Genomic DNA, 15,885 nt, shown 5'->3' with positions numbered 1-15,885 from the left:
TGGTGGTGGTGGTGGCGGCGGTAGCGGTGGCGGTGGTTGGAGCCCTCCACCTCCCCCGAATGATTGCTCCAGATGCACCGTGACTGTGGGCTGATTCAAAACGCCCACGGCACATGGTTTCCACTATGCCGTGGGCTACCAAAAGCATCAGAGGCGCAGCAACCCCAGCAACGCCTCGGCCGCCGCCTCAGACGAGGCTGGGTTCTGCCCGGTGACCAAACGGCCGTCCTCGACCACGTGCACGCCCCAATCAGCAACCTTGCTGTACTGGCCGCCCAGGCGCTGCAGTTCGTCCTCGACCAGAAACGGCACCACATCGGTCAGGCCCACCGCGGCTTCCTCGCCGTTGGTGAAGCCGGTGACGCGGCGGCCCTTCACCAGCGGCGTGCCGTCGGCCGCAGTCACCCGGCGCAGCACGCCCGGCGCATGGCAGACAAAACCGATCGGCTTGCCGGCGCGCGCGAACGCTTCGATCAGCGCGATGGAGTCGCGGTCTTCGGCCAGATCCCACAGCGGACCGTGGCCGCCCGGGTAGAACAGCGCGTCGTAGTCGTCCACGCGCACCGACGCCAAGGTCTGCGTGCTCGCCAGTTGCTGCTGCGCCGCCGGGTCGTCCTTGAAGCGCCGGGTGGCTTCGGTCTGCGCGTCCGGCGCATCGCTCTTCGGGTCCAGCGGCGGTTGCCCGCCCTTGGGCGACGCCAGGGTCAGTTCGGCACCGGCGTCCTTGAACGTGTAGTACGGCGCAGCGAACTCTTCCAGCCAGAAGCCGGTCTTGTGGTCGGTGTCGCCGAGACGGTCGTGCGACGTCAGCACCATCAGGATCTTCATGCGGGTCTCCTCGTGAGGGGAAGCGGCCATGCGGGGACAGGCCAGGCGCCGCAGTATCGGCAGCCGCACATTCGTGGCGGGTGAGCATCGCGCAATGCGGTTCAGCTCACACACGCGATCCTGCAAGGCGGCCGAAGCCAGTCACTACGGCGGCAGCCCAGCCGCTGCGCCGGGTCGCCCAGCTTGTTCGAAAGCGGACAGCTACCAGTTGAGCCGCCTGCGAACCACATGCAGGCGGCCTCCAGACACCAGGCGAGGTCGCCGGCGTCCTGGGTCAGTCCATGCGTGTCCGGGCTACGCTGCATGCAGTGCGCTCTGTTCGACGTGAAATGGAACTGCACGCCGAACGGCGACGCGCCCTGAAAGCCGCGGCGACCAGATTCACCGAGTGATGCCGTGGATGCCGATGAGGCGGGCGGCGCGATGCCGATGCGCCGCCACCCCGTACGCACGCGATCAGGCATGGAGCCCGACGTACTCCAGCGAGACACCGGACCACTCCGGCAACTCCATGCCGGTATCGACCATGCCGCTACTTCTTCACGACGGGGGTTTCCGGGAGACTCTGGACGACGTCACCCTTGTCATCAATAAAATCCAACGATGCCTTTCCGGCAGGCGTGACGGACATGATGATCCTGGGATTTCCGGAATCGTCCGCGAGAATCACCGCAGACGATTTTCCGCGAGTACGCCCGACAAAGAGTCTTTGCGTTTGCTCACCACCCGCGTCCTTCCACTGCTTCAACAGCGCATCCTTCTCCGGCCCATTCGGGGCCGCCAGATACTTTTCATACAGCCCTTCGTACTGCTTGGGGAGTCCGCGATCGAATACGGAAAGGCCGGTTTCCATGAAGCCGCCCTCCTCGTAGTGATGCAGGGCGATTTGCTGATCTCCGCCGAACCGATCCATCGAAAGATGCACGCCGCCACTGGGCTTTCCATCTTGACCGAGACTGCCGTCATAGATGAGCCCACCGACCTCGTCGCCCACGCCGTTATAGAACAGCATTCCGGGCATGTTGCTCCTCTCGGTTTTCATGACTTTCCCGCCCATCACCGGATCGGGCAACAAACCGCGGGCGGCCAACACCATAGACCTGGATCCGTCCTCGTTGACGATATTGATGCGCTTGACATCGATTTCGGAAAATACCTGCTTGCTGCCAGCGCCTCGGGCCCCCATCAGCATGAGCGTCAAGGGAAGGGCGAGCGCCACAGCCGAAAAAATCTTCAGAATTCGATTTTGCCTGCGCAACTGCGCGATGACGCCAGCCGCTCCCACGTCCCCACCCCTACCTTCCGTCATCGACACGCGAGCCTCCTTATTGGCAATAAATGCGCGACCCAGCATAGGCATTTGATTCTTCTCCCTGCAAGCAAGAGGGACATGAGGGAACCATCCTTCTTGCCAGAGAAATGCCTCGGACTTCTTTTCGTCTCTTCAAAAACCAAACGACCGACAGCCCGCAATACAAAGTTGCGATAGCCACAGGAACACTTCAGTCGCATTAGACGCTTTGGATCGTCCACGCGACTGGTCGCTGCGAATGCCGCCGACCTCCCGCAGCGGCAGCTACTTCCTTCTGGAGCGCCCCTACTCCACCTGATCCATGCGAATCCGGTTGGCGAACAGCGAGAACGCCAGCATCCCGGCCAGGCCGCTGGCGCGCGCCACCCAGGTCGGCAACCAGCGCGGCGGGGCCAGCACGCCGGACTCGAACAGCGGCGCGAACGCAGCCACGTCCTCCAGCACCATCTTGCCGGCGAACAGCCAACGGCACAGCGGCAGCCGGTCGCGCTGCAGCGCTTGGCGGAAGAACGTGTGCACCGACACCAGCCCGCGCAGGTACACGGTGTCCTTGGTGAACGCGGCGCCGCCGGTGGTCGGCACGCCGCGGAACACGCGCTGCGCCGAGGAGAAACTCTCCGCCGGCGACTGGCCCGCTGCGTCAAAGTAGCGGAACACCTCGATGAAATCGGCGCCGTCGCGGGCCAGCGCGATCGCCTCGATACGCAGGCTGATCCGCTTCATCCGCGCGATGTCGATGCTGCCGGTGATCTGCTCGGCGAAGGTCGCCAGGCCTTCCTGGGTGGCGGTGGTGCGCGGCGAGGACAGCGCCAGGCTCGGCAACTGCGTCTGTTGCCGGCCATTGAGCGCGGTCAGCGAATGCACCAGCGCCTCGTGGTGGAACAGTTGCGCGCGGTCGTAGTCGCTGAAGTGCGCGCCGGAGCGCAGGCGGATGCGCTGCGCGCCGGCGGCGGCCTTGGCCAGCAGGTCCGGATCCAGTTCCACAGTGATCACCCGCGTGCCGAAGAACTCGTCCAGGTCGCGCTGCAGCAGCAGGCGCAACGCGGTGGCCGACACCGACACCTGTTCCTCGGCCGAGAACAGCTCGCGGTCCAGCTCCTGGGCGATGCGGATGAAATGGCCAGCGGCCTCGCGGGTGGTGGGACCGTGGCCGGGCATCGGGTCGTCCGGCACCCCGAACAACTGCGCCGAGTACGTGCCCACCGCAGGCGTACCGAGCGCTTCCAGCAACGCCGCGGCCAGATCCCAACTGTGCACCGAGGCCTGAAGATAGGCACCGAGCGGATGTGACGGATCGGCGGCCTGGGCGATCGCCGCCAGCTCGCGGCGGGTGTCGGCGAAATCCAGCCTTGGGTAGTCCACTTGCGGCAGCTGCGGCTGCCCGCGCGCCACGCTTTCCAGGAACGGCGCCTGCAGCGCCACCGGCCAACTGGCCAGGGCCAGCAGGCGGATGCCGCGCACCGCCTTGACCAGCCGTGCATCGAGCGCGGCATGATGGCGGATCTCAACGGGCAGCGCGCGCTTGGCCACGCCTGGCCTCAGCGGCGCAGGGTACGCGGCGGCGGACGCTTGCCGCCAGGTTTACCACCACTTGGCTTGCTACCGCTGGGCTTGCCGCTGCGGCCGGCGGCCGCATTCTGCGCCTGGCGCTGCGCCAGCTTGCCGGCGGCGCCGGCGACCTCGTCGCGCAGCTTCAGGTAATTGGCCAAGCGCGCCTCCTCGATCTCGCCGCGCTCGATCGCCGCCTGCACCGCACAGCCCGGTTCGGCCTGGTGCGCGCAGTCGTTGAAGCGGCACTGCGCGGCCAGCGCCTCGATGTCGGCGAAGCCGCCCTCGGCCAGGTCTTCCTCGCCGGTGGGCTTGAGTTCGCGCATGCCCGGCGTGTCGATCAGGCAGGCGCCGGACGGCAGCGGCAGCAGCGCGCGATGGGTGGTGGTGTGGCGGCCGCGCGAGTCGGTGGCGCGCACCGCCGCGGTGCGCATCTTCTGCACGCCGAGCAAGGTGTTGGTGAGGGTGGACTTGCCGGCGCCGGACGAGCCGACCAGCACCGCGGTCTGCCCCGGCCCCAGCCACGGCCGCAGCGCGGCGACGCTGTCGGCCTCGCGCGCGTTGACGGTCAACAGCGGGATCGACTGCGCCGCCAGTTCCTCCAGCACCGCCAGCGCGTCGTCGGCGTACTCGGTGAGGTCGGCCTTGGTCAGCACCACCACCGGCGCCGCACCGCCGCCGCCCACCAGCAGCAGATAGCGCTCGATCCGCCGCGGGTTGAAGTCCGCATCCAGGCCGCAGACGATGAACACCGTATCGATGTTGGCCGCGATCACCTGCTGGTGATAGTGCTCGCCGGCGGCGCCGCGCTTGATCGCGGTGCGCCGCGGCAGCAAGGCGACGATGCGCGTGTCCTCCAGCAACACCCAGTCGCCGACCGCGGCGCGCTCGTGGCTGGGAAAGCGCGGCCGCTGCCAGTCCGGCAGCGATTCGACCTTGAATCCGGTGTCCACCGCATCGGCGACCACATAGCCGGTGCGGTGCTGCTCCACCACCCGCGCCGGCCGCGCCTGCGGATGCGCCTCGAACAGCGCGCGCCAGGCCGGCTCCTCGGGCAATCCGGGCCAGGGCCAGCCGATGGGGCGCAACGCGTCGAAGTCGATCGGGGAGGAGGTCATGCGCGGATTCTAGAGGGTGTGCCGCGCCCAAAGGTGAGCGCAGGGCGGTCACTGGGACACGCGCAGGGCGGCGCCTTGCGTGGTTGGCCCGCGCCGCAGGCGGCGTCCCGGGAGTCGCCAGCAGCGGCGCATGATCCGCGCCACGCGTGTGTGGCCGCCACACGGGCCAGCCATCGCGCCACGCCCGTCGCAGCGCCAAGCGTGGAGGCCGGGCGCCGTAGACGACCCGCCACCACGGCGCCCCACCGCCCCGCCGCGGTGTCACATTTCCGCTACCATGCAGGTCCCACGCCCCACCGGCCAATGCGATGCCCACCCTGCCGATCAAGCCGCTCGCGATCCGCGAACGCCTGTCCGAAGTCCGCTACGAGATCCGCGGCGAACTGGCACGGCGAGCCCGCGAGCTGGAGGCCCAGGGGCGCAAACTGATCAAGCTCAACATCGGCAATCCCGGCGCGTTCGGCTTCCGTGCGCCGGAACATCTGCAGCGCGCGATCGCCGATGACATGGGCCGCACCGATCCCTATACCCACCAGCAGGGCCTGCCGGAGGCGCGCGAGGCGATCGCCGCGGCCTACGCCCGGCGCCAGCATCCGGACGCGCACCCGGACCGCATCTTCGTCGGCAACGGCGTCAGCGAGCTGATCGACCTGTCGCTGCGTGCGCTGCTCAACCCGGGCGACGAAGTGCTGGTGCCCTCGCCCGACTACCCGCTGTGGTCTGCCGCCACCATCCTCAACGACGGTCGCCCGGTGTACTACCGCTGCGCGCCGGAGAACGGGTTCCAGCCCGACCCGGTGGAGATCGAGACGCTGGTGTCCTCGCGCACCCGCGCCATCGTGCTGATCAACCCGAACAACCCCAGCGGCGCCAGCTACTCGCGGGCGCTGCTGGAGAAGATCGTCGCCATCGCGGTCAAGCACAACCTGCTGCTGATGGTCGACGAGATCTACGACCAGGTGCTGTACGACGACGCGGAGTTCGTGTCGGTGGCACCGCTGGCCGGCGCGCATCCGTGCATCAGCTTCGGCGGCCTGAGCAAGGTGCACCGCGCCTGCGGCTGGCGCGTAGGCTGGGCGCTGCTGTCGGGCGACGCCGAGCGCGTCGGCGATTTCCGCAACGCCATGGACCTGCTCGGCGCGCTGCGCCTGTGCGCCAACGTCCCCGGCCAGTTCGCCATCGATGCCGCGGTCAACGGCCCGGACACGATCTCGCCGCTGTGCGCCCCGGGTGGACGCCTGTACGAAACGCGCCGCGCGGTACTCGAGGCCTGCGCCGCCAGCGAGCACCTGTCGCTGGTGCAGCCGGCCGGCGCGCTGTACGCGTTCCCGGCCGTGGTCGGCGCCGCCGCGCGCGGCTTCGACGATCACGCGTTCGCCCTGGAGCTGATGGAACAGGAAGGCGTGCTGGTGGTGCCCGGCTCCAGCTTCAACGTGCCCTACCGGCACCATTTCCGCGTCACCCTGCTGCCGGAGGCGGCGACGATGCGCGAGGTGTTCGCGCGCATCGATCGTGTCCTGGCGCGCCGCGCCGAGGACGCCACCAAGGTGGTGCCGCTGAAGCCGCGGGCGGCTGTGGGGCGGTGAGTGGGGACTGGAGAATCGGGAATCGGGAATCGGGAATGGCTAAGCGTGCGCCGTTCCTGGATCGCGTATCCCGGTGATATGGCAGCTGCCGGTTCCGCTTAGATGAGCAAAGGCAGTTTCGCCACGCCCGAGCACACACCGCTGCGCTACCTGGCGCTGGGCGATTCCTACACGATCGGCGAAGGCGTGGACGCCGACGGACGCTGGCCGATGCAGCTGACCGCGGCGCTGCGCCGCGACGGCATCGCGCTGGCCGATCCGCAGATCGTGGCTACCACCGGCTGGACCACCGACGAACTGGACGCCGGCATCGACACGGCCGCGCCGCAGGGACCGTTCGACCTGGTGACGCTGCTGATCGGCGTCAACAACCAGTACCGCGGCTATCCGCTCGACGACTACCGCACGCAGTTCGACGCGCTGCTGCAGCGTGCGATCGGTTTCGCCGACGCGCGGCCGCAGCGGGTGCTGGCGGTGTCGATCCCGGACTGGGGCGTGACCGCGTTCGCGCAGCCGCCCGCACACGATCCGGCGCGCATCGCCGTGCAGATCGACGCCTTCAACGCCGCCGCGCAGGCCTGCTGCGCCGCGCGCGCGGTGCGCTTCGTCGACATCACCGGCTGCAGCCGCGATGGCGGCGGCGACCCGGCGATGCTGGCCGCGGACGGGCTGCATCCGTCGGCGGCGATGTATGCGCGCTGGACCGCGCGGCTGTTGCCGGCGGCACGCGATGCGTTAGCCTAGCTGGCGTACGCCCGCTGCCAAGGACCGACATTGCGCGACGCCAGCACCACCCAGCCCATGACCCGCCCGCAGGCCCTGGCCATCGCCCGCGCCTTCCTGCCCACGCATCCGCTTGGCAACCGCTACGACTACTACTACACGCGCACCAAGCTGCGCACCGATCCGCTGTACCCCGGCGTGCTCGCCGCGCTGCGCGGCACCGACGCGCCGGTGCTGGACCTGGGTTGCGGGCTGGGCCTGCTCGCGCATGCGCTGCGCGCCGACGGCCAGCGCCAGCGCTACCACGGCGTGGACATCGACGCGGCCAAGATCCGCCGCGCCGGCGCCATCGCCGCGCGCAACGGGCTGCATGACACGCATTTCGCGGTGGTCGACCTGGGCCAGTCCTGGCCCGAGCACCACGGCAGCGTCGCGATCCTGGACGTGCTGCAGTACCTGGACCGCGACATGCAGTCCAACCTGATCCGCAGCGTGGCGCGCATGCTCACGCCCGGCGCCAAACTGGTGATTCGCAGCGGCCTGGGCGATGCCAGCGGCCGCGGCCGCACCAGCCGCATCACCGACGTGCTCGCGCACCTGGCCGGCTGGATGCAGGAACTGCCCAAGGCCTACCCCACCCGCGACAGCCTGCAGGCCCAGCTCGACGCCGCCGGCCTGCGCGCCAGCTTCGCGCCGCTGTACGGCAACACGCCGTTCAACAACTGGCTGATCGTGGCGGAACCGCGTTGACGTCGCAGCTGTCGCGCGAACTCCCGGTCTGCACGACCTTCTCGCCGATCGTGGCCCAGCGCGCGCGACAGCGAGCGCCCACCGCGTCGGCGCGTTCCCCGCTGCAAGCTGCCATGCCGCCGCACAGCGGCATGGAGATGGCCTCCATGCACTGAAGGCTGCAGTGCGCGAAAGACGGCCTCTGGCGGTTCCTGGCGGACAGTTTTCAGGTGTGCGATAGTCCGCCCGACCAGCCACGGACTCGGCAGAGGGACACATGGATGTTGCGCCACTACTGGCAACATTGCGAGGGATCGCTGCGGCTATTCGCTCACCGTCACGGCGCCAGACCGCGGACGTGCGACGCATCTTCGCGGACCGCACCGAGATGCACCAGTACTTCGACGCGCAGCACGCGGCAGGCTATGACTGCTTCGTCACTCGCCTGCGAGACGGCTGGGAGGTGCGCAGTTACAAGCGCACCAGATGAAAGCGCAGCCAGGCCTTGCGCCATGCTGCCTGCACTACATCTGCACACGCCGGATGGTCATGCCTTCGCCGCATGCGCCGACTACTCCGTGCAGCGAGCGACAGATACCCCTCGGGGGCCTGTCGGCATGCCGCCCCGTGCATGGACATGGCCGCCGCAGCGTATGCGCATCGGCACCACGCCACAGCGCAAGCGGGGAAGCGCGTCCAGCCTCAGGTCGGGCAGATCGTCTCCAGCCCACGCGCCTGCACAGCCTGCAACACCCCCTCCACGATCGCCGGGTTGTGCCCGTGCGCCGCGCCCTCGTGCAGCAGCACGATGGCGCCGGGCTGCAGGTCGCGGGCGATGCGCGCGACGGTGATCGCGGGGTCGCAGCGCACGCCGTCGAAGCCGCGCGCGGTCCAGGCCACCCGGGTCAGGCCATGCCGGCGCAGCGGTGCGGCGACGAAGGGATTGGTCATGCCCACCACCGAGCGGTACCAGCGCGGCGCAGTGCCGGCGATCGCGGCCAGGGTCTGCTGCGCCTGGCCGATTTCCTGCGCCATGCGCCGTGGCCCCAGCGCCCAGAACCACGCCTGCGGATGGTGCTGGCTGTGGTTGCCGATGCCGTGGCCGCGGCGCAGGATCTCGCGTACCAGTTGCGGGCGCGCGGCGGCGCGGGCACCGACCAGGAAGAACGTGGCCTTGGCCTGGTGGCGGTCGAGCAGGTCCAGGATCGCCACGGTGTCGTCGGAGGGGCCGTCATCGATGGTCAGCCACACCCGCGGCGCGCTGCCGGGCAGGCGATCCAGCACCGGCGCGTACAGCCGCGCCCGCGGCAGGAACACCGGCAACACCAGCGCGGCGTGCGACAGTAGCAGCGCCGGCAGGCCGACTGGCCAGCCATACGCCCACCACAGCCCCGCCACCAGCGCCTGCGAGGCCAGCGCCCAGGGCAGCCAGCGGTAGGGGTGGCGCGGGATGCGATGCAGCGTTTCCGGAACTGTCATGCCCCATGATGCCATGCGGCGTAGAATGACCGGTCCGACTCTGCGACGACTGCCTGCCATGTCCCTCGACCCCGCCCTGCGCTCCCGTATCGAAACGCTGCTCAGCTCCAACCGCGTCGTGCTGTTCATGAAAGGCCAGCCGGGCATGCCGCAGTGCGGGTTCTCCGCCAAGGCGGTGGGCGCGCTGAACGAGCTGGGCGTCGACTTCGCCCACGTCAACGTGCTGGCCGACCAGGACATCCGCGAGGGCATCAAGGTCTACGGCGACTGGCCGACCATCCCGCAGCTGTACGTGGACGGCGAGCTGATCGGCGGCAGCGACATCATCCTGCAGATGGCCGGCAGCGGCGAGCTGAGCGAACTGCTCGGCGTGGCCGCGCCGGACCGCACGCCACCGTCGATCACCATCACCGACGCCGCCGCCGAGATGCTGCGCGGCGCGCTGGCCGACGCCCCGGGCGCGAGCCTGGCGCTGGCGATCGACGCGCAGTTCCAGCCGAACTTCCAGTTGGCGCCGACCGACCCCAACGCCATCGCCGCCGAGTCCAACGGCCTGCGCGTGCAGTTCGACCTGGGCAGCGCGCGCCGCGCCGACGGCATCACCATCGACTGGGTGGACGACATCCGCGGCCGCGGCCTGGCCATCGACAATCCCAATGCGCCCAAGCCGGTGCAGGACCTCAGCCCGCGCGACGCCGACGACCAGGTACGCGCCGGCGGCCTGCTCCTGGTGGACGTGCGTCCGCCGGAAGAGCGCGCGGTGGCAGCGGTCAACGTGCCGTTCCGCACCCTCGACGGCGAGCAGCGCGCGCAACTGGAAGCGCTGCCCAAGGACACCGCCCTGGCCTTCCTGTGCCACCGCGGCGGCCGCAGCGCGCAGGCGGCCGAGCACTTCCGTTCGCTGGGCTTCACGAAGGTGCACAACGTGGTCGGCGGCATCGACGCCTGGACCGACCAGGTCGACGGAAGCGTTCCGAAGTACTGAGTCGGGTACCTCGTGGCTTGCGTCCCGTGCGGACGTGTCGAAAGGGCGATCGAATGATCGCCCTTTTTTGTGTCCGCGCGCCGCGATCGCCACACGGGCGCAAACGCGTAGGAGCTTGGCGTGCTGGCGGCAACATGAACTCCGGCGATCTCCTGTGGGAGGGACTTCAGTCCCGACTGCAATGAGGTCGAATGCACCGATGGCTTCGCTCGTCGCGGCTGAAGCCGCTCCCACAAGAAGCGCATTCCTTGTCTCCGCTGCGCGTACCAGGCGAATGCTGGCGGCCGCGCCAGCAGCCTGATGTCGCCCTGTGGGAGGGACTTCAGTCCCGACTGCAATGACATCCGATGCGCCACTGGCTTCGCTGCCATGACGCAGCGAACGCGCAGGCCCCCTTCCCTCACCCGGCAAACCCACCCGCATCCAGGAACGCCTGCTCCTCCGGCGTGGTCGTGCGCCCCAGCGCCACATTGCGGTGCGGGAAACGACCGAAGCGCTGGATCACGTCTTCGTGCACCACCGCCCACTGCAGCGACTCCGCATCGCCGAGCGCGCTGAACAGCTCCACCGCCTGGCGCTGCCGCGCCGCGTCCTCGGCATGCGTGTAGGGCAGATAGAAGAACATCCGCAGTTCCGCGTCGGTCTCCTGGTCGAACCCTGCCGCCAGCGCCTGGTCGGCATAGCGGCAGGCCAGGCCGTCGGTAGCGAAGGCGTGCGCGCTGCCGCGGAACACGTTGCGCGGCACCTGGTCGAGCAACAGCAGCAGCGCCAGCGCGCCTTCGGCGTCGGTCAGCCAGTCGCTGCGTTCGCCGCGCGCGGCGGCGTGATGCGCCTCCAGCAGGTGCTGGCGGACATTGGCGTCGAAGGAGTCGTTGGCGGCGAACCAGCGTTCGCGGCCGGCACTGCGCCAGAAGTCCACGACGGTGCGCGCAGGGGTGTCGGTCATTGCGGTGTCCATGGGCGAGAATCGCGCTGCATAACAGGTTCCGCGTCGCGATTCGGTGCAGCCGGGCTCGCCGATGCCGCACCCGCACTTGGCAAGCGCGCCGGCTCGGGCTAGCGTGCGGGCACGGCCGCAAGGGCCGGGTTCATCTTCCGGGGAAAATTCGATGCGTCATCTGTTGCTCGCCTGCCTGGGCGTGGCGTTGTGCGGCCCGGCCGCCGCGGCCTCGCGTTTCGTCGACGATCCCTATCCCAGCACCTATCGCGCGCTGGCGTCGGTGCCGGTGCTGATCGAACACGCCACCGTGCTCACCGGCACCGGCGAGCGCCTGGACGATGCCGACGTGCTGCTGCAGGACGGCCGCGTGCAGGCGGTCGGCCGCGCGCTGGCCGCGCCGGCCAACGCCACCCGCATCGACGGCCACGGCAAGTGGGTCACGCCCGGCATCATCGACGTGCACTCGCACCTGGGCGTGTATCCCAGCCCGGGCGTCAGCGCGCACAGCGACGGCAACGAAGCGACCGCACCGGTGACCCCGAACGTGTGGGCCGAGCATTCGATCTGGCCGCAGGATCCCGGCTTCGGCACCGCGCTGGCCGGCGGCGTCACCGCGCTGCAGGTGCTGCCCGGCTCGGCCAATCTGGTCGGCGGCCGCGGCGTCACGTTGAAGAACGTGCCGGCCACCACCTACCAGGCGATGAAGTTCCCGGGCGCGCCATGGGGCCTGAAGATGGCCTGCGGCGAGAACCCCAAGCGGGTCTACGGCGAGAAGGGCGGCCCGTCCACGCGCATGGGCAACGTCGCCGGCTACCGCGCCGCCTTCATCGACGCCAGCGAATACCTGCGCAAGAACGCGCCCAAGCAGAAGAGCCCGCCCAAGCGCCACTGGTGGAGCCGCGGCAACGGCGACAACGACAGCAGCGGCGACAGCGGCGGCAAGCGCGACCTCAAGCTGGACACGCTGGCCGGCGCCATCAACGGCGACATCCGCGTGCACATCCACTGCTACCGCGCCGACGAGATGACCACCATGCTCGACCTGGCCAAGGAGTTCGGCTTCAAGATCGCCGCCTTCCACCACGGTGTGGAGGCCTACAAGATCACCGACCGCCTGGCCCAGGAAAATGTCTGCGGCGCGCTGTGGGCGGACTGGTGGGGCTTCAAGATGGAGGCCTTCGACGGCATCCAGGAGAACATCGCCCTGGTCGACCGCCCCGCCAACGGCTGCGCGATCGTGCACTCGGATTCGGAGGAAGGCATCCAGCGGCTCAACCAGGAAGCGGCCAAGGCGATGGCCGCCGGCCGCCGCGCCGGCATCGACATCCCGCCCGAACGCGCGATCCGCTGGCTGACCAGCAACCCGGCCAAGGCGCTGGGCATCGACAGACAGACCGGTTCGCTGGAGCCGGGCAAGATGGCCGACGTGGTGCTGTGGAACGGCAACCCCTTCAGCTCCTACGCCCTGGCCGACAAGGTCTACATCGACGGCGCGCAGGTCTACGACCGCGCCGACCGCCGCCTGCAACCGACCTCCGACTTCATGCTCGGCCAGGAGGCTGCCCGATGAGCCGCGCCCTACCCTCGCCCCACCGCCTGGCGCAGCGCCTGGCCCTGGCCGCCTGCCTGCTGCTGGGCAGCGCGCCCGGGTTCGCCCAGGACGTGCTGATCCGCGGCGCCACCGTGCACACCGCCAGCGCCCGCGGCACCCTCGCCAATGCCGACGTACTGGTCCAGGGCGGCGTGATCCGCGCGGTCGGCCCCGGCCTGAGCGCGCCGGCCGGCGTCGCCGTGGTCGAGGCCAAGGGCCGGCCGCTGACCCCGGCGCTGTTCGGCGGCATCACCGAGATCGGCATCGAGGAGGTCTCCGGCGAGGCCTCCACCGTCGACAGCACGCTGACCCTGCCGCACGACCAGCCGATGCGCCCGGAGTTCGACGTGACCCTGGCCTACAACCCCGAATCGGTGCTGATCCCGGTCGCACGGGTGGAAGGCATCGGCTTCACCGCGCTCGGCGCCAACACCGGCGGCGCCTTCGTCGCCGGCCAGGGCGCGGTGATGCGCCTGGACGGCGGCGCCGACCCGATCGGCCCGCGCGCGCTGTACCTGCACCTGGGCAGCGATGCGCTGGAGCTGAGCGGCAAATCGCGCGCGGCGCAGTGGATGCTGCTCGACCAACTGGTTGCCGAAGCGCGCGGGCGCATGCCCGCCGACTCGCCGCATGCGCTGCTGACCCCGGCCGGACGCGCGGTGCTGGCGCGCTACCTCGCCGGCCAGGGCCGCATCGTGGTGACGGTGAACCGCGCGGCCGACATCCGCCAACTGCTGCGTTGGGCACAGCGCGAGAAGGTGCGCATCGCCATCGCCGGCGGCGACGAGGCCTGGAAGCTGGCGCCGGAACTGGCGAAGGCGCAGGTGCCGGTGTTCGTCAACGCGCTGGACGACCTGCCGGCCAGCTTCGACCAGATCGGTGCCACCCTGGAGAACGCCGCGCGCCTCAACGCCGCCGGCGTGGCGGTGAGCTTCACCCAGGGCGGCGACGGCGCGCACAACGCGCGCAAGCAGCGGCAACTGGCCGGCAACGCGGTCGCGCACGGGCTGCCGTGGGACGCCGCCCTGGCCGGCCTGACCCGGGTCCCGGCCGAGGCCTTCGGCGTCGGCGATCGCCTGGGCAGCATCGCCCCGGGCAAGCTCGCCGACCTGGTGCTGTGGGAAGGCGACCCGCTGGACGTGGCGCACTACGCCGAGCAGGTCTGGCTGGGCGGCCGCGCCATGCCGATGCGCTCGCGGCAGACCGAACTGCGCGACCGCTACATGCAGCAGAACGGCGCGCTGCCGAAGGCGTACACGCACTAAACCGCGTCGAGCACGCTGGGACGGCATCGCACGGACGATGCCGTCCCGCCGGTGGCGACGCCCCGCGATGCGCACCTGAGCGCTGCCCCACCGCCGCGCGGAAACGGCATCGCGTCCGCGGCCGCGCGCAGTAGGCTGTGCGCCTCGCTGCCGTCGCCCGCGCCGCCATGCCCTGCTTGCTTCGCCTGCTGCTGTGCTGCCTCGCCCTGTACGCCGCGGCACCCGCGCTGGCAGACGCAGCCGATTTCGGCGTCGCTCGGGTCGGCGATCGCTTCGTCGTCGACAGCGGCGCCGATTTGCAGTTCAGCGTGGACGCGCACACCGGCGACGTGGTCTCCCTGCGCTACCGCGGCGTCGAACTGGAGAGTCCGGAAGCCAAGCACTCGCAGATCGCCTCGGGCCTGGGCAGCGCCCGCGTCGCCGCGCGCACCGTCGGCGACACCATCGTGGTCTCGGCCAGCGCCGGCGACCTGGTGCAGTACTACATGGCGCGCAAGGGCCGCGACGCGCTCTACCTGGCTACCTACGCGCCGACCCTGCTGCCGGTCGGCGAATTGCGCTTCATCGCCCGCCTCGACGTAACCAAGCTGCCCGACGCCGAGCGCGAACCGGATTCCAACATCGGCACCGCGATCGAAGGCAAGGACGTATTCCTCCTGCCGGACGGCCGCACCAGCTCCAAGTTCTACTCGGCACGGCGCGCGATCGACGACAGCGTGCATGGCGTCAGCGGCCCCGGCCTCGCCGTGCGGATGTGGATGGGCGATCGCGAGCACAGCGCGGGCGGGCCGTTCTTCAAGGACATCGCCACGCAGCGGACCGCGCGCACCCACGAGCTGTACAACTACATGTTCTCCAACCACACCCAGACCGAGCCGTACCGCGGCGGCCTGCACGGGGTGTACGTGCTGCAGTTCAGCCGCGGCGGCGCGGCAGCGCGGGTGCCGCCGGACCTGCGCTTCGTCGACGCGTCGCTGGGCTTGCAGGGTTTCCTGGGCGCGGAAGCGCGCGGTGCGGTGGCCGGCCAGGTCTCCGGCATCGACGCAGGGCAGCCGGCAGTGGTGGCCCTGCGCAACGCGCAGGCGCAGTACTGGACCAGGGCCGATGCCGACGGCCGCTTCCGCATCGCCGGCATCCGCCCCGGCGCTTACCGCATCGCGCTGTACCAGAACGAGCTGGAGGTGGCCCACGACACCGTGCAGATCGCAGCCACAGCCACCGCGCAAGCCGCCCTGCATGCGGTCCCGCTGCCCGGCCAGGTGATCTGGCAGATCGGCGATCCCGATGGCACGCCGGCCGGTCTCCGCAACGCCGCGTTGCTGGCGCGCGCGCATCCCTCCGACCGGAGCATGGCGCCATGGGGACCGCTGACCTATCGCGTGGGCCACGACCGTCTCGACGCATTCCCGGCGGCGCAATGGCGCGGCGTCAACACGCCCACGCGCATCGCCTTCGTGCTCTCGCCCGAGCAGGTCCACGCCTACCGCCTGCGTCTGTTCGTCACCCTGACCCAGGCCGGCGGCCGTCCGCAGCTGCGGGTGAACGAGCGCTGGAGCGGACCCGTGCCGCCGCGGCCGGAGCAGCCGGACAGCCGCGGCATCACCCGCGGCACCTACCGCGGCAACAACGCCGTCTATCTGTTCGACATTCCGGCCAGCGCGCTGCAGGCCGGCCTCAACACGCTGGACATCGACGTCGCCTCGGGCTCGCCGGACAACGGGTTCCTCGGCCCGGCCATCGTCTTCGACAGCGTGCAATGGCTCGCGCCGTGAGGCGCTGCG

At 70.0% G+C, this 15,885-nt stretch carries 13 protein-coding genes; 7 read left to right on the top strand and 6 right to left on the bottom strand.

Translation table 11 applies throughout. The features are described 5' to 3' along the window. Positions 1-147: 147 nt before the first annotated feature. From CEK69_RS06640 to rsgA, 4 genes are all read right to left on the bottom strand, one after another. Complete coding sequence (locus CEK69_RS06640) at positions 148-828, bottom strand: type 1 glutamine amidotransferase domain-containing protein (protein WP_152244564.1); 681 nt, start codon at positions 826-828, stop codon at positions 148-150. Between the two features lie 532 nt (positions 829-1,360). Further along, entirely contained in the window at positions 1,361-2,188 is an 828-nt protein-coding gene (locus CEK69_RS06635; protein ID WP_152244562.1) for a hypothetical protein, read from the bottom strand. Positions 2,189-2,425: 237 nt separating this feature from the next. Continuing rightward, positions 2,426-3,670: a flavohemoglobin expression-modulating QEGLA motif protein gene (locus CEK69_RS06630; protein WP_152244560.1), complete on the bottom strand. Its 1,245-nt coding sequence runs from the start codon at positions 3,668-3,670 to the stop codon at positions 2,426-2,428. 8 nt (positions 3,671-3,678) lie between these two features. Next, positions 3,679-4,806 (bottom strand): ribosome small subunit-dependent GTPase A, encoded by a 1,128-nt coding sequence (rsgA, locus tag CEK69_RS06625; protein WP_152244558.1) that lies wholly within the window; start codon positions 4,804-4,806, stop codon positions 3,679-3,681. 308 nt (positions 4,807-5,114) lie between these two features. Between rsgA and CEK69_RS06620 the strand changes: the two genes are divergently transcribed. From CEK69_RS06620 to CEK69_RS06610, 3 genes are all read left to right on the top strand, one after another. Continuing rightward, on the top strand, positions 5,115-6,392 hold the full coding sequence (locus CEK69_RS06620; RefSeq protein ID WP_017910899.1) for a pyridoxal phosphate-dependent aminotransferase: 1,278 nt from the start codon (positions 5,115-5,117) through the stop codon (positions 6,390-6,392). Positions 6,393-6,494: 102 nt separating this feature from the next. After that, entirely contained in the window at positions 6,495-7,136 is a 642-nt protein-coding gene (locus tag CEK69_RS06615) for an SGNH/GDSL hydrolase family protein (RefSeq protein WP_152244556.1), read from the top strand. 57 nt (positions 7,137-7,193) lie between these two features. Then, positions 7,194-7,865, top strand: a complete 672-nt coding sequence (locus CEK69_RS06610) for a class I SAM-dependent methyltransferase (RefSeq protein WP_152244566.1) — start codon at positions 7,194-7,196, stop codon at positions 7,863-7,865. Positions 7,866-8,546: 681 nt separating this feature from the next. Here the strand turns inward: CEK69_RS06610 and CEK69_RS06600 are convergent. Beyond that, positions 8,547-9,338, bottom strand: a complete 792-nt coding sequence (locus tag CEK69_RS06600) for a polysaccharide deacetylase family protein (protein WP_193313920.1) — start codon at positions 9,336-9,338, stop codon at positions 8,547-8,549. A 43-nt stretch (positions 9,339-9,381) separates the two neighbouring features. On the opposite strand from CEK69_RS06600, the gene grxD reads away from it, so the two are divergent. Further along, positions 9,382-10,308, top strand: coding sequence for a Grx4 family monothiol glutaredoxin (gene grxD / locus CEK69_RS06595; RefSeq protein WP_017915999.1), 927 nt, complete (start codon positions 9,382-9,384; stop codon positions 10,306-10,308). A 400-nt stretch (positions 10,309-10,708) separates the two neighbouring features. Here grxD and CEK69_RS06590 read toward each other — a convergent pair whose 3' ends face one another. Then, positions 10,709-11,254, bottom strand: coding sequence for a DUF924 family protein (locus CEK69_RS06590; RefSeq protein WP_017910893.1), 546 nt, complete (start codon positions 11,252-11,254; stop codon positions 10,709-10,711). Positions 11,255-11,417: 163 nt separating this feature from the next. Between CEK69_RS06590 and CEK69_RS06585 the strand changes: the two genes are divergently transcribed. The 3 genes from CEK69_RS06585 (at position 11,418) to CEK69_RS06575 (ending at position 15,876) form a co-directional block, all read left to right on the top strand. Then, the gene (locus CEK69_RS06585; RefSeq protein ID WP_152244552.1) at positions 11,418-12,818 is read left to right on the top strand and encodes an amidohydrolase; all 1,401 of its coding nucleotides are present in this window, start codon (positions 11,418-11,420) and stop codon (positions 12,816-12,818) included. Further along, the gene (locus CEK69_RS06580; RefSeq protein WP_152244550.1) at positions 12,815-14,104 is read left to right on the top strand and encodes an amidohydrolase family protein; all 1,290 of its coding nucleotides are present in this window, start codon (positions 12,815-12,817) and stop codon (positions 14,102-14,104) included. The genes CEK69_RS06585 and CEK69_RS06580 overlap by 4 nt, the downstream gene beginning before the upstream one ends. A 167-nt stretch (positions 14,105-14,271) precedes the next feature. Further along, entirely contained in the window at positions 14,272-15,876 is a 1,605-nt protein-coding gene (locus CEK69_RS06575) for a rhamnogalacturonan lyase B N-terminal domain-containing protein (protein ID WP_152244548.1), read from the top strand. Positions 15,877-15,885: the final 9 nt, after the last annotated feature.

This window comes from Xanthomonas sp. LMG 12462, from assembly GCF_009192885.1.
GTDB lineage: Bacteria > Pseudomonadota > Gammaproteobacteria > Xanthomonadales > Xanthomonadaceae > Xanthomonas_A > Xanthomonas_A sontii.
Note: the sequence above shows the minus strand (reverse complement) of the source record. Positions and strands in the feature narration are given on the sequence as shown.

Bases quoted from the DNA above. Each gene is read 5' to 3' on its own strand.
- CEK69_RS06640 (WP_152244564.1), bottom strand. From the start codon at position 828: ATGAAGATCCTGATGGTGCTGACGTCGCACGACCGTCTCGGCGACACC.
- CEK69_RS06610 (WP_152244566.1), top strand. From the start codon at position 7,194: ATGACCCGCCCGCAGGCCCTGGCCATCGCCCGCGCCTTCCTGCCCACG.
- CEK69_RS06585 (WP_152244552.1), top strand. From the start codon at position 11,418: ATGCGTCATCTGTTGCTCGCCTGCCTGGGCGTGGCGTTGTGCGGCCCG.
- CEK69_RS06635 (WP_152244562.1), bottom strand. From the start codon at position 2,188: ATGCCTATGCTGGGTCGCGCATTTATTGCCAATAAGGAGGCTCGCGTG.
- CEK69_RS06620 (WP_017910899.1), top strand. From the start codon at position 5,115: ATGCCCACCCTGCCGATCAAGCCGCTCGCGATCCGCGAACGCCTGTCC.
- CEK69_RS06600 (WP_193313920.1), bottom strand. From the start codon at position 9,338: ATGGCATCATGGGGCATGACAGTTCCGGAAACGCTGCATCGCATCCCG.
- CEK69_RS06615 (WP_152244556.1), top strand. From the start codon at position 6,495: ATGAGCAAAGGCAGTTTCGCCACGCCCGAGCACACACCGCTGCGCTAC.
- rsgA (WP_152244558.1), bottom strand. From the start codon at position 4,806: ATGACCTCCTCCCCGATCGACTTCGACGCGTTGCGCCCCATCGGCTGG.
- CEK69_RS06580 (WP_152244550.1), top strand. From the start codon at position 12,815: ATGAGCCGCGCCCTACCCTCGCCCCACCGCCTGGCGCAGCGCCTGGCC.
- grxD (WP_017915999.1), top strand. From the start codon at position 9,382: ATGTCCCTCGACCCCGCCCTGCGCTCCCGTATCGAAACGCTGCTCAGC.
- CEK69_RS06590 (WP_017910893.1), bottom strand. From the start codon at position 11,254: ATGACCGACACCCCTGCGCGCACCGTCGTGGACTTCTGGCGCAGTGCC.
- CEK69_RS06575 (WP_152244548.1), top strand. From the start codon at position 14,272: ATGCCCTGCTTGCTTCGCCTGCTGCTGTGCTGCCTCGCCCTGTACGCC.